Raw genomic sequence first — 13,264 nt, 5'->3', positions numbered from 1 at the left:
CCTTGCGCATGCTGCACCGTGCCTTGCGGCGCAACATCCGCCCCTGCTTCAATTGCCGTCTTGTCAGGGCCCTACGTGCGTGCTTGACCCCACTGGATGGGTCGCCGCCGGCTCCACTCCCTCACCCGTTTTCGCCTTCACTCACTCCCGGAGCGAGTCGTGTCCATCGCCGCCAAGTTCGAAATCGAATACCTGCAGTATCTCGATGCCGAAGGCAAACAGGTCCGTGACGACCTGCCTGCCTTCGCCAAGGACCTCGACCACATGGTCGAGCTGTACAAGCTGATGATGTCCACCCGCGTGTTCGACGCGAAGTCCGTGGCCCTGCAGCGCACCGGCAAGCTCGGCACCTACGCCAGCTGCCTGGGCCACGAGGCCGCGCACGTAGGCATCGGCAGCGCAATGAAGCCGGAGGACGTGTTCGCGCCCAGCTACCGCGAATACGGCGCGCAGCTGTACCGCGGCGTGCAGCCGCGCGAGGTGTACATGTACTGGGGCGGCGACGAGCGCGGCAACGATTACCAGAAGGAACCGGCGCGCCACGACTTCGCCTGGTCCGTGCCGATCGCCACGCAGTGCCTGCATGCGGCCGGTTCCGCTCTGGCCTTCAAGATCCGCAACGAAAAGCGCGTGGCCGTGTGCACCATCGGCGACGGCGGCTCGTCCAAGGGCGACTTCTACGGCGCCATCAACATCGCCGGCGCGCAGAACCTGCCGCTGGTGGCGGTGATCGTCAACAACCAGTGGGCGATCTCGGTGCCGCGCAAGATCCAGTCAGGCGCGCCGACGCTGGCGCAGAAGGGCATCGCCGCTGGCCTGTTCTCGATCCAGGTGGACGGCAACGACATCATCGCCGTGCGCAAGGCGATGGAGGACGCGCTCGAGCGCGCCCGCAACGGCCAGGGCGGCAGCGTGCTGGAGCTGGTCACCTACCGCCTCTCCGACCACACCACCGCCGACGACGCCCGCCGCTACCGCGGCGAGCAGGAAGTGAAGGACGCGTGGGCGAAGGAGCCGATGAAGCGCCTGCGCGCCTGGCTGGTGGCCAAGGGCGTGTGGGACGACGCCAGGGAAGAAGCCTGGAAGGCCGAGTGCGACGAGTGGATGGACAACGAGGTAAACGCCTACCTCGAGACCAAGACGCAGCCGGTCACCGCGATGTTCGACTACACCTTCGCCGAAGTGCCGGCGGACCTCGCCAAGCAACGCGACCTCGCTCTCTCGCTCGACAAGAAGGCCCACTAAGCCATGGCACAGATCACCCTTATCGAAGCCGTCACCCAGGCGCTTGCTTATGAAATGGCACACGACCCGAGCGTCGTGGTGCTGGGCGAGGACGTCGGCGTCAACGGCGGCGTGTTCCGCGCCACCCAGGGCCTGCAGGAAAAGTTCGGCGAGCTGCGCGTGCTGGATACCCCGCTCGACGAAACCACCATCGCCGGCGTCACCGTGGGCCTTGCTGCCCAAGGCATGAAGCCGGTGGCCGAGGCGCAGTTCGAAGGCTTCATCTATCCGATGATGGAGCAGATCGCCTGCCACGCCGCGCGCCTGCGCAACCGCACCCGCGGCCGCATTACCGTGCCGGCCGTGTGGCGTGCCCCGTGGGGCGGCGGCATCCGCGCGCCGGAGCATCATTCGGAAGCGAACGAACACCTGTTCACCAACATCCCCGGCTTGCGCGTGGTGATGCCGTCGTCGCCCGCGCGCGCCTACGGCCTGCTGCTCGCCGCCATTCGCGACCCGGATCCGGTGATGTTCTTCGAGCCCAAGCGCATCTACCGCCAGTACAAGGAAGAAGTGCCGGATGACGGCGAGGCGCTGCCGCTGGACGTGTGCTTCGTGCTGCGCGACGGCACCGACGTCACCATCGTGACCTGGGGCGCGCAGGTGAAGGAGGCCCTGGAGGCCGCCGACGAGCTGGCCGCCCAGGGCATCAGCGCCGAAGTGATCGACGTGGCCACGCTGACTCCGCTGGACTTCGACACCATCGCCGAGTCCGTGCAGAAGACCGGCCGCTGCGTGATTGTGCACGAAGCCCCCAAGACCGCTGGCTTCGGCGCCGAGATCGCCGCGCGCCTGGCCGAGGAATGCATGTACGACCTGCTCGCGCCGGTCGAGCGCGTCACCGGCTTCGACACGCACATTCCGCTGTTCCGCCTGGAGATGAAGTACCTGCCCAGCACCGAGCGCGTGGTCGAAGCGGCCAAGCGCACACTGGCTGCCTCCTGAGCGACGCGCCGAATCATCCAAAGCCTGATTACCGGAACACACCCATGGCCGATATCAAGACATTCCACCTCCCCGACCTCGGCGAAGGCCTGCCCGACGCCACCATCGTCGAGTGGCACGTGAAGGAAGGCGACTACATCAAGCTCGACGCGCCGCTGGCCTCGATGGAAACCGCCAAGGCAGTGGTCGACGTGCCGTCGCCCTACACCGGCACGGTGAAGAAGCTGTACGGCGCGCCGGGCGACATCATCGAGACCGGCGCCGCGCTGGCCGACTTCGAACCCGATCCGAATGCCAAGCAGCGCGCCGAGGCCGAAGCCACCGGCCATCACCACGGCCCGAAGAAGAGCGTGGGCAGCCCCACGCCGGACAACGCCGGCAAGGTGGTCGCCTCCGACGAAGGCGGCGAAGTCGAGACCAAGGGCGATCGCGAAGACGAAGGCACCGTGGTCGGCGCCATGGTCAGCGGCAATGCCGTGCACGTCGAGCAGGTCAGCAGCGCCGGCGGCGTGAAGGCCGTGCCCGCGGTGCGCGCGCTCGCCAAGAAGATGAAGGTCGATCTGGCCCGCGTCCGCCCGACCGGCGCCGACGGCGTGATCACCATGCAGGACGTGAAGAATGCCGCCGCCGACGGTTCCGCTCCGCTCGGTGCCGCGCCGGCGCGCGCAGTCTCCGCCTCGGCCGGCCGCCACCTGGCGCCGGAACTGCCGGAGCCGGGCCCGGCGCCGTCGCGCACGGCCGTCTCGCTGTCGGGCAAGCCGGTACGCACCGCGCCGCCGAGCGTGCAGGCCAGCGGCCAGCCGGAACAGCTCAAGGGCGTGCGTCGCAACATGGCGCGCGTCATGGCCGAAGCCCACGCCAACGTGGTGCCCACCACCCTGGTGGACGACGCCGACCTGCACGCCTGGATCGGCAAGCAGGACATCACCGCCCGCCTGATCCGCGCGATCGTGGCCGCGTGCAAGGCCGTGCCGGCGCTCAATGCCTGGTTCGACGGCAAGAACCTCACCCGCACCCTGCATCCGCACGTGGACATCGGCATCGCCGTGGACACCGAGGACGGTCTGTTCGTGCCGGCCCTGCGCAATGCCGACGTGCTGGACGGCGCCGGCGTGCGCGCCGCGATCAAGCGCCTGCGCTCACAAGTTGAAGACCGTTCGATCCCCGCGTCGGAGCTGTCGGGCTACACCATCAGCCTGTCCAACTTCGGCATGTTCGCGGGTCGCTACGCCACGCCGGTCGTGGTGCCCCCGACCGTCGCCATCATCGGCGCCGGCAAGCTGTGCCACGACGTGGTGGCAGTGATGGGCGGCATCGAAGTGCATCGCCGCATGCCGATCAGCCTGACCTTCGATCACCGCGCCGCCACCGGCGGCGAAGCCGCGCGCTTCCTCAAGGCGCTGCTCGACGATCTGGCGCAGCCGAACTGAGCACGCATCCGCGTACGGCATGAAAAAGGCGCCTTGCGGCGCCTTTTTCTTTGCGTCCCTCGCGGGCTTCAGTGCACGACGATGATCAGCGGCTCGCCATCGCTTCCATCGTCGCAGATCGGCACGTAGGCGACTTTCACCTCGGCGGCTTCGCCGATGTCGCCGATCGCGTACCACCGCTCCGCATACGGCAGCACCGTCTCCGGCTGGCCGACTTCGCGCTCGTCTCCCGCCACCGTCGCCAGCAGGCTGCGGAAACGCACATGGAAAGGCGTCGGATTGGCCACGTGCAGCATCGGCCGCCCGCCCTGCCCCGCCACGTCCCAGCGCAAGGCTCCCGGCGCGTCGCCTGCGCGCCCATCCAGCCCGGCCGGCCGATAGAACAGCCGCGTCCGCCGGCAGAAAGCCTCGCCTTTCGCAACGTCGCCATCCTCACCCGCCAACGGGCTCTGTTTCGCGCTGACGAATAACATCGATTCGCGATCGTCCGGCAAATAGCCGGGGATACGCGTCAACCGGATCTCGCGCGAACCGTGCGCCTCGAGGCGGAACACGGGGGGATTGGCGGCGATGGGCGCCAACGCCTGGCCGTCCTCGCAGGCCGTCGCGCTTACCCACACCTGCACGGCGCGCCGTTCGGCGCTGTCGTTGCGCACCTCCAGCTGCACGCCGGTGGCATTGCCCTCGTAGATCAGCGGCGATCCGCCCGGCGCCGCACTGGCGAGCGCCGCTGCCGGCAGCGACATCAACGCCATGCCGGCCCACGCGAAAGCCATCGACGGAAACGCAAGCTTGGGACGGGACATGTCGGCTCCGATGCCGCTGCTGAATACGCGGCGCATGTGACGCGTGGAACGAGCGGTGGACGGCGTGTCGGCGGCGAGATCCGCCGCGTGCCGGCGACTTGAGGCGGCGACGAGACCCCGCCGGCGTCGATCCCAAGGATTATTCGGTGCCTACGGGGCACTCGATATAGGACAGGTACTAAAAAACCCCGGGCCCCTGCCTCAGCTTCGCCGCCCAGGCCATCGGCGCCTCGTCAAGAAAAGAGCGCCCGGAATGGGCGCTCTTCCGTCAGCAGACATGGATGGTCACGTTGTCAGTAGTAGCCCACCAGGTTGAGGAACAAGCCATGGTTGTCGTAGCGCAGATTGGTCAGGTCGCTGAACTTGGTGAAGTTGTAGCCGGCGCCCAGCTTGAAGTTCTCGCCGATCTGGCGATCCACGCCAAGCAGCCAGCCCTTGCGGATGCCGCCGTCGCGCACCTTCAGCCAGCGATGCTCGCCAAGCGCTTCCCATTTGCCGCCGAGCCGGTAACGCAGCTGCCCGGCGAGGAAATCCGCACGGCTGTCCAGCCAGCTGCCGGCGCCGCGCCCGGTGCGGTATTCGCCCCAGCGCGAAGCCCATTTGCCGCCGACTTCCCAGCGCTTGCCCAGCTGGGTGATCCCTTCGAACGCCAGCACGTGCGAGCGCTGCTCGTAGATGTTCAGCGCGCCCTCCTGCCCCGCCGACGCCATGTTGTAGAGATACGTGTACTTGCCGAAGGCGGCCCAGCGCGTGTTGTCGTGCGCACGTCAGGCGAAGCCGATGTTGCTGTCCATCGTCCTGGCGCTGCCCACGCGATTGATCAGGTCCTTGGTGTCGGCGTAATTGATGCGCGCCGCCAGACGCCAGTCGTCGTTGACCTTGTAGGATGCGCGATTGGTCGCCACCCACTGCCGGCGCCGTTCCGCGCCGCGGTCCTCGCGGTACTCGAGTTTGCTGCTCCATTGCAGGATCTCGTTCACCGGCCCGCCGCTGGCGCTGTAGGCGTGGCGGTTGACAGTAGAAGATCGGCGTCGCTACAGATTCGGAGTGGCTCTGCTCCAGCTTCAGGTAGGTGCCGCGTCCGGCCTGGAAGGTCACGTCCGCGCCTGTGAGCGCGTAATCTTCGCCATCGCGGTTTTCCTCGACGACGGTGCCGCCCACGCCGACATGGTCACCGAACCAGTGTTTGCCGCGCACGCCGCCGCTGAGCTTGGCCGGGTTGAAGCTGCCCGGCACGTACTCGTAATCCGCCATCAGGATCTGGTCGTAGCCGTCCAGCGGCGTGTCGCTGGTGATCGTGCGCACGTTCTTGCGCGTCATCTGCGCCAGCGGGCGGGTCAGGATCACGCGGCCCTGCAGTTCGTTGATCTGGTAATCCGCGCCCCGCGCCAGTTCCACTCGCGCTTCCGTGCGGCCGGTGGTGCGGTCGCGCACTTCGAGCACCAGCTTGTCCGAGCCCGGCAGGATGCCGGTATGGCGCAGGTAGTACAGGCTGCCGCCGGTGCCCAGGAACTCGCTGTGGCCCGGCGCCGTCTGCGCCTGCGAGGCGAAGCTCCTCAGTTCGCTCGACGGATCGCCCAGCTGGGTCGTCTCGCGGCTGCGCCAGCTCACCGCCGCGCCGTACAGCGAGCGGCTGTACTGGCTGAACTCCGTGCCTGTCAGGCCGGTGTTGAAGTTGCCCCACAGCGCCTGGTTCTGATCCCAGTCCAGCCGCAGGTACAGGCGGCCTTGCGTATCTACGTCGCGGCAGGCGACCGAATCGTCGCCGTACACCGGATAGTAGTTGTTCGGATCCAGGCGCCAGAACACGTCGCGCGGACTGGCCTTGAGGAAGCCGGTGAACTCACGGTCGAGCGGATTCTGGTGCGTATCCGCCTGCGCGGTGAGCAGGTACTTGCCCTGGAATTTCTTCTTCAGATAGAAGGCCAGGCGGCCCTCGCCGAGAAAGCCGTCCTCGTACTGGTGGTTGTCCGCCAGCGGCGCGACGTTACCCTGGGCCGCATTCTTGGACAGCGTCACGTCCGCGATCGCGACAAGGAAGTCGTACTTGCCCGTCACGTTGACATCAAGGTACTGCGGCTGCCCTTGGCCGTCCGCCGACTGCAGCTGCACGCCATAGCGGTGCTCGCCCACCGGCTCGAGAAATTCGGCAGTGAACTTGCGCTCGCGATCGACCAGCACCGACTGGCCGTTGACCGTGAGCTGCGCGTTGGGTCCCAGGCCGCGCCCCATCAAGCGGACGCGCGAACCATAGACGGGGATGTTCCGCAGCCGCAGGCCGCTTTCGCCCTGGATGCTGTCCTGGATCGCCAGCGACCGCGCCTAGTCCGCGCCCAGCTGCTGGCCGAGCCGCCGCTGCATGTCGTCTTGCGTGCCGGTCAGGCCGCGCTCGTAATCGGCCGGCGTCACCAGCTTCAGGCGCTGGATGAAGGTCTCGCCGTAGACGCCGCCCGCGCCATAGGCGCGTGCGACATAGATCAGCTCGTCGCCGGGCTTGAGGTTCAGGCCCTCGGGCAACGTGCCGTCCCAGGTGTAGTCGGTGGTGTTGGCCACCGGCAAGTCGAACGTGGCCAGCGGCGTCACCAGGTCGGTATCGCGCCACGCTCACCTGCAGCTTGTCGATGAAGCTGGGGTAGTTGGTGTAACCATGGAACAGCACCGGCTTGGTGATGCGACCATCGTCCAGCGGCACCATGCACGCCGCCAGCACGCTCAGCGCAGGCGCCGTCAGGTTGGGGTCCTCGATCGCCCATACCGTGCCGCCGTTGGGCAGGTTGATGGCGTAGCGCCCCACCGCCGTCGCATCGGCCGGCGTGCCAGTAGCGGGGTAAATCATCAGATAAGTCTTATGTCCTATCCATCCCGCCCGATGTCGGCGCCATGGTTAGGAAATTTTCTACCTGCGCTGTCGTGCTATCGATCTACCGCAGCAAGGCCGACCACTGCGACAGGCTCACCACCGCAGTGGCAGCGATCACCAGTCCGAGAATCACCCAGGCCTCGCTGAGCGCGTTGGCCGGCGACAGAACGCTCCGGGCGAGAACATTGCTGCCGCCATGCCGGTGTAGTGCATGCCGGTCACCGCTAATCCCATCACCAGGGCCGCGCCCAGGCGCGCGAGGATGCCTGGCCAGCGTTCGCTATCGCGCAGCCAGGTCATGATCAGCAAAGCCGCCGCGCTCGCGCCGAAAGCGATCCCCACCGAGACCCAGAACAGCACGGGCCGATACGTCAGTCCGTCGCCCATGCGCATCGCGTACATGCCGCCGTAATGCATCAGGCACACGCCTGCGGCCATCAGCGCCGAGGCCAGAAGCCACGAACCGACGCGCACGCCGTTCCGAATCACGTAGAAGCCGATGCCGCTCACCAGCACGGCCACGGCCCACGAGCCAAAGGTGATCCATGCATCGAAGGTCACCGGCACGGTCAGCACCAGCGCCACCATGCCCATGAAATGCATGCCCCACACGCCGGTGCCGAAGGCCAGTGCAGCTGCGGCGATCCAGGCCCACTGGTTATCCAGTGCGCGCCGCACACGCGAGGTCATCTCGATGCCGCAATAGCCGGTGAGCGAAGCGATCACGAACGAGTAGGCCACCAGCAGGAGGTCATAGTGCTTGTCCATGCGCGGATTCCTTTGGCTGGAGTGGGGATGCCGGTCGACAGAGCGCTTGAATCAGGCGCCAGCTTCGCTGTCGGCGAAGCGGAAGTACTCCACTTCACCGGCCAGCATCCTGGACTGTTCGAGCAAGGCCTGGCTGGCCTGCCGTACGCCCTGCACCTGGGCGTGATGGCGCCGCGTGCTGGCGTCCATGCGCGTCACGGTGGCGCTGACCTGGCCGACGTCGGCCGCTTGATGTTCGCTGGCGGCGGCGATCTCGGCCATCACGTCGCTGAGCTTGCGTACGCTCAGCGAGATGCGGCGGAAATCCTCGCAGGAGTTCGCCACCAGCTGCGTCCCTTCCGCCACGGTGGCCTGACTCTCGTCGATCAGGCGACGTACTTCGCGCGCGGCTGCGGCGCTGCGCTGCGCGAGCGCCCGCACCTCGCCGGCCACCACCGCGAAACCGCGCCCCTGCTCACCGGCACGCGCCGCTTCGACCGCTGCGTTGAGTGCAAGCAGATTGGTCTGGAACGCAATGCCATCGATCTCGCCGGTGATGTCGGCGATATGGCGGCTGGAGGCATCGATCGCCGCCATCGCGCCGATCATGCGCGCCACGGATTCGCCGCCACGCTCGGCCTGCTCGCGGGCGGACGCGGCCAGGCGGTCCGCCTCGCCTGCGTTGTCGGCGGTACGCCGCACATGCTGCGCCATCTGCTCCATGCTGGCAGCGGTCTCGCCCAGCGAAACGACCTGCTCCTGCATCAGGGCCGCCAGCTCACCGTTGCCGGCGGCCAGTTCGTGCGATGTGGTGTTGACGGCTTCGGCGCTTCCGCGCACGCGCCGGATCACGCTTGATAGATGCTCGTCCATCTCGCGAAATGCCGTGCGCAGGTCACCGATCTCGTCGCCGTAGAGCGTTGGAATGCGATTGTCGAGCCGGCCGCTCGCCACGGTGCGCGCCAGTTCGAGCGCGGAGCGAATACGCGCCGTCACCGAACGCACGAACACGCCGTCGCTGATCACCGCCAGCAGCAGGCCCGCGAGCACCACGCCCAACGCGATATTGCGGATGCGATTGCCTTGCGCGGCCACGGCGACGTGACGTGCATCGGCCACTGACAAGCGATGATCCAGCGCGTTCCGCACGGCCTCGCGCCATGCCCGCAGCAGTGGCAACGCCTCGACCGCCAGGCCCACCTGGGCCGCGCGGTCACCCTTGCCGCGCGCGGTGGCGAGACGTTGTTCCAGGGCATCGAGAGGCTTGGCGAACGCGTCGAACGGCGATGGCGTTGGCGATGCCACGGCACCTTCGACCGCTTCGCCCGGCGATCCTGCTGCCGCTGCCAGCCAGGCGGCCTCGCGCCGGTTCAATGCATCCTGCACACGGCCGAGCTCGCCCAGGGCCAGGACGTCTTCGCGGTATTGGTGCTCCGCGCCACCGTTGGCCTGTTCAATCCCGTAGATTCCGACCAGCCCGATGGCGATCAGGAACAACAACAGCAAGGCCAACCTCGCGCCCATGCGCAGTTTGATGGTGTAGCGAATCATGAGCTCCCCACTCCTGAATCGACGTGGGGCTATCGGCACCGCGACAGCTGGACTTGAGGGAAGCTCGACATGGCGCCGCCTATAGTGTGATTGCAATCACACGATGCTTGCGTCCACACACATGTCCTTCACGTTTCACCGGAGAGCGCCATGCACCACAGCCGCCTAAGCACCCTGGTCATCGATTGCCAGTCCGTCGATCTCAAGCAGGCTGCCGATTTCTGGAGTCAGGCCCTGGGCAAGCCCATCGTCTCCTACGATCAGGACGGCGACGGCAAATATGCCGAGCTGGCTACGCTGGCCGACGAGCCGATCATCCTGCTGCAGCGCGTCGAACATGAGAGCCGCGTGCACCTGGACATCGAGACCGACGATATCGAAGCCGAAGCCTCGCGCCTGGAAAAGCTCGGCGCCAAACGCCTGCAATGCGTGCATGGACGCTGGTGGGTCATGCAGGCGCCGAGCGGGCACCGCTTCTGCGTGGTGAAGAAGCAGCGCGAGCAGTTCGGCCCGCATCTGAATAAATGGGATTGAGCTGTCGCGCCAGCGCGACTCAGCGTCTGCGGCCCCAGACGGCAGCGCGCACGAACAGCGCGACCACCAGCGCCACGACGCAGGCGCCATAGCCGTAAAGAGCCGGCAGTACCTGCTGCCAGATGGCGCCGCTGGACGGGCCGAACTGGCCGACCGCCGGTACCGTCGCCGCCTCGAAGCCCAGCACCGCCGCCTGCACCGCCAGCAACGCGGCCAGCAGCAGCGCGACCACGTCGAACACGCGCCTGCCGCGCGTGCGCGGCAGGCTCTTGGGATAGGTCCAGTAGGCCCAGGCCAGGATCAGCAGCCAGGGAGCCAGCAGCAGGATGGCGAGGTAACGCATCGGTCAGTCACTCCAGGTGGCTGGCCGCGCGATCACTCCTGCGCGGCGAGCTGGTCCAGTGCCTCGCGCAGACGCGCCAGGGCTTCGTCACGTGCCTGTTCGTCGCGGTATTCCGGCGTGCTGCCGACGTACTCACCGTCCAGTTCCAGGTTCAGTGCGCGCGGCTGCACCTGCAGCACGGCGGCCGTGGCCCCCGGCCCCTTCAGACGCTTCTGGAACACGCCGGCCGCCTTGGGGTCGGCGAACGGTTTGGACAACAACAGCTCTTCGCCATCGGCGGCGAGCAGGCGGAAGCGGAAGCTACCATCCGTCTCGCGGAAACTGGCGAAGCGCGGCAATTTGCCCGCCTTGCTCTCCGGCTTGGCGGCCGCCGGCGAGGCGGCGGCCACAGCGCCCGAACGCAGGCCGATGGCATCGCGCAGCTCGGCTATCTTCGGCGCGGCGATCAGGCGCGCCTTGCGCGCACCTTCCCGCAGGATCGCCTCGATCCGGTCCGGCCGCGCAATCAGCTCGTCGTAGCGCTCGCGCATCGGCGCGACGTCCGCCTCGATGCGTTCGAACAGCACCTGCTTGGCCTCGCCCCAGCCGATGCCGTCCAGCAGCGCCTGACGGAACGCGCCGGCCTCCGTCTCGGTGGCGAAGGCGCGGAAGATGGTGAACAGGGAGGAGCTATCCGGATCCTTCGGCTCGCCCGGCAGGCGCGAGTCGGTGACGATGCGCATGATGCTGTCGCGCAGATGCTTCTGCCCGCCGGCGAACAAGGGAATGGTGTTGTCGTAGCTCTTGGACATCTTGCGGCCGTCCAGGCCCGGCAAGGTGGCCACCTGTTCCTCGATCACCACTTCCGGCAGCACGAAGTAGTCGTTGCCGTAGATGTGGTTGAAACGCTGCGCGATATCGCGCGCCATTTCGATGTGCTGGATCTGATCGCGCCCCACCGGCACCTTGTGCGCATTGAAGGCGAGGATGTCCGCCGCCATCAGCACCGGATACATGTACAGGCCGGCCGTGACGCCCGCGTCGGCGTCTTCTCCCGCTTCGGTGTTCTTGTCCACGGCGGCCTTGTAGGCATGCGCGCGGTTGAGTAGGCCTTTGGCGGTGACGCAGGTGAGGAACCAGGTCAGTTCCGGAATTTCCGGGATGTCCGACTGCCGATAGAAGGTCACGCGATCCGGATCGAGGCCGGCGGCCAGCCACGTGGCGGCGATCTCCAGGCGCGAGCGTTCGATGCGTGCCGGATCGTCGCTCTTGATCAGCGCGTGGTAGTCGGCCATGAAGTAGAACGCATCCACGTCCGGACGCAGGCTGGCGGCCACCGCCGGTCGGATCGCGCCGACGTAGTTGCCAAGGTGCGGCGTGCCGGTGGTGGTGATGCCGGTCAGTACACGGGTTTGCATGAGTCTTCTGCTTGTTCTGGTTTTTGACGTGGCTCAGCGGATCAAGGTCGACTTGCCGAACATCGATTCCACCAGGTCCACCGCCAGTTTGGCGGTCTGGTTGCGCTTGTCGAAGGCCGGGTTGAGCTCGACGATGTCCAGCGAGGCGAGGCGGCCGGTGTCGGCGATCATCTCCATGCACAGCTGCGCTTCGCGGTAATTCGGGCCGCCGCGCACCGTGGTGCCGACGCCAGGCGCAATGCTCGGATCGAGGAAATCGACGTCGAAGCTCACATGCAGGTGCGTGTTGTCGTCCACGCCCTCGAGTGCTTCCTCCATCACCCGCTTCATCCCCAGCTCGTCGATGCGGCGCATGTCGTAGATATGCACCTTGGCCTCGCGCACGAGGCGCTTTTCGCCATCGTCCACCGAGCGGATGCCGATCTGGCGAAACGCCTGCGGCGTGGCGGCGGGCGACGTACCGCCGAGATGGGTGAGCTCATCCGGCCCCATGCCGCACAGGCAGGCCACTGGCATGCCGTGGATGTTGCCCGAAGGGGTGATCTGCGCGGTGTTGAAATCGGCGTGCGCATCCAGCCACAGCACGCGCAGCTCCTTGCCCCGCTCGCGGCAATGACGGGCTACCGCGGTGATCGAGCCGATCGCCAGGCAGTGATCGCCGCCGAGCATCACCGGCAGGCGGCCGGCTTGCAGCTCGGCGTAGGTGGCCTCGTACACGGCGCGATTCCACTCCACCACACCGGCGAGGTGTCGATAACCCGCGTGCGGCGGTTGCCACGGATTGAGCGGCCCCTGCAGATTGCCGCGGTCGACGACGTCCAATCCGCGCGCGGCCAGGCGCGCTACCAGATTAGCCACGCGCAGGGCCTCCGGCCCCATCGAGGCACCGCGGTGCCCCGCTCCGATATCGGTGGGCGCACCGATCAGCGATACAGCCTGATTACCCATGCTTCCTCGGTCGTTGCTTGATTTTTTCAGGGATGGGATGCGCCTTCGCGCACCAGCGGCAGCTGCTGTTCTCGCCAGGCTTTGATGCTGCCGTCCAGGAGACGCACGTGGCCGTAGCCGCGCTCCTCGAGCAGTGCCTGCGCCTTCGCCGCGCGGCGCCCGGAGGCGCAATAGAGCACGATCTCGCGGTCGCGGGGCACGCCCAGCGCGGTGTAGCGCTCGGCCAGCTGCTCCACCGGGATGTTGAGCGCGCCGACGATATGGCCTTCGCGGTATTCGTCCGCGTGGCGCACGTCCACCAGCAGCGGGGCCTGGCCCGTCTGCTGCAATGCCACCAGACGGGCAGGAAGCAGTGGCGCATCGCCCGCCATGACCGGACCGGCGGCAAGGCCGGCGGCGGCGAATGCCACGCGCCAAGC

13 protein-coding genes are annotated in these 13,264 nt (G+C 67.2%); 4 read left to right on the top strand and 9 right to left on the bottom strand.

Annotated features, from left to right (window positions below; all coding sequences use genetic code 11):
• Positions 1–159: 159 nt before the first annotated feature.
• From pdhA to ACNR9O_RS00810, 3 genes are read left to right on the top strand one after another with little or no spacing between them, the layout of a single operon-like run.
• Positions 160–1,245 (top strand): pyruvate dehydrogenase (acetyl-transferring) E1 component subunit alpha, encoded by a 1,086-nt coding sequence (gene pdhA / locus ACNR9O_RS00820; RefSeq protein ID WP_473683888.1) that lies wholly within the window; start codon positions 160–162, stop codon positions 1,243–1,245.
• Between the two features lie 3 nt (positions 1,246–1,248).
• Entirely contained in the window at positions 1,249–2,229 is a 981-nt protein-coding gene (locus ACNR9O_RS00815) for an alpha-ketoacid dehydrogenase subunit beta (RefSeq protein ID WP_473683890.1), read from the top strand.
• Between the two features lie 44 nt (positions 2,230–2,273).
• Positions 2,274–3,659, top strand: a complete 1,386-nt coding sequence (locus ACNR9O_RS00810) for a dihydrolipoamide acetyltransferase family protein (protein WP_473683892.1) — start codon at positions 2,274–2,276, stop codon at positions 3,657–3,659.
• 68 nt (positions 3,660–3,727) lie between these two features.
• Here the strand turns inward: ACNR9O_RS00810 and ACNR9O_RS00805 are convergent, their stop codons facing one another.
• From ACNR9O_RS00805 to ACNR9O_RS00785, 5 genes are all read right to left on the bottom strand, one after another.
• Positions 3,728–4,465, bottom strand: a complete 738-nt coding sequence (locus ACNR9O_RS00805) for a fimbrial biogenesis chaperone (protein ID WP_473683894.1) — start codon at positions 4,463–4,465, stop codon at positions 3,728–3,730.
• A 285-nt stretch (positions 4,466–4,750) separates the two neighbouring features.
• Entirely contained in the window at positions 4,751–6,697 is a 1,947-nt protein-coding gene (locus ACNR9O_RS00800) for a hypothetical protein (protein ID WP_473683896.1), read from the bottom strand.
• 90 nt (positions 6,698–6,787) lie between these two features.
• Positions 6,788–7,048 carry a hypothetical protein gene (locus tag ACNR9O_RS00795; RefSeq protein ID WP_473683898.1) on the bottom strand — a complete coding sequence of 87 codons (261 nt, stop codon included), beginning with the start codon at positions 7,046–7,048 and terminating at the stop codon, positions 6,788–6,790.
• A 406-nt stretch (positions 7,049–7,454) separates the two neighbouring features.
• Positions 7,455–8,093, bottom strand: coding sequence for an MHYT domain-containing protein (locus tag ACNR9O_RS00790; RefSeq protein ID WP_473683900.1), 639 nt, complete (start codon positions 8,091–8,093; stop codon positions 7,455–7,457).
• A 51-nt stretch (positions 8,094–8,144) separates the two neighbouring features.
• Entirely contained in the window at positions 8,145–9,623 is a 1,479-nt protein-coding gene (locus tag ACNR9O_RS00785) for a methyl-accepting chemotaxis protein (protein WP_473683902.1), read from the bottom strand.
• A 150-nt stretch (positions 9,624–9,773) separates the two neighbouring features.
• Between ACNR9O_RS00785 and ACNR9O_RS00780 the strand changes: the two genes are divergently transcribed.
• Positions 9,774–10,157, top strand: coding sequence for a VOC family protein (locus ACNR9O_RS00780; protein WP_473683904.1), 384 nt, complete (start codon positions 9,774–9,776; stop codon positions 10,155–10,157).
• A gap of 19 nt (positions 10,158–10,176) precedes the next feature.
• Here ACNR9O_RS00780 and ACNR9O_RS00775 read toward each other — a convergent pair whose 3' ends face one another.
• Genes ACNR9O_RS00775 through ACNR9O_RS00760 form a run of 4 tightly spaced genes read right to left on the bottom strand, consistent with a single transcriptional unit; the run spans position 10,177 to position 13,255 of the window.
• Positions 10,177–10,500, bottom strand: a complete 324-nt coding sequence (locus ACNR9O_RS00775) for a hypothetical protein (RefSeq protein ID WP_473683906.1) — start codon at positions 10,498–10,500, stop codon at positions 10,177–10,179.
• Between the two features lie 32 nt (positions 10,501–10,532).
• Positions 10,533–11,897 (bottom strand): tryptophan--tRNA ligase, encoded by a 1,365-nt coding sequence (locus tag ACNR9O_RS00770; RefSeq protein WP_473683908.1) that lies wholly within the window; start codon positions 11,895–11,897, stop codon positions 10,533–10,535.
• A 33-nt stretch (positions 11,898–11,930) separates the two neighbouring features.
• The gene (rocF, locus tag ACNR9O_RS00765) at positions 11,931–12,845 is read right to left on the bottom strand and encodes an arginase (RefSeq protein ID WP_473683910.1); all 915 of its coding nucleotides are present in this window, start codon (positions 12,843–12,845) and stop codon (positions 11,931–11,933) included.
• Between the two features lie 26 nt (positions 12,846–12,871).
• Positions 12,872–13,255 carry a rhodanese-like domain-containing protein gene (locus tag ACNR9O_RS00760; protein WP_473683912.1) on the bottom strand — a complete coding sequence of 128 codons (384 nt, stop codon included), beginning with the start codon at positions 13,253–13,255 and terminating at the stop codon, positions 12,872–12,874.
• Between the last annotated feature and the right edge of the window lie 9 nt (positions 13,256–13,264).

Source organism: Dyella sp. CR10, assembly GCF_055814425.1.
This window is presented reverse-complemented; position numbering and strand designations above follow the sequence as displayed.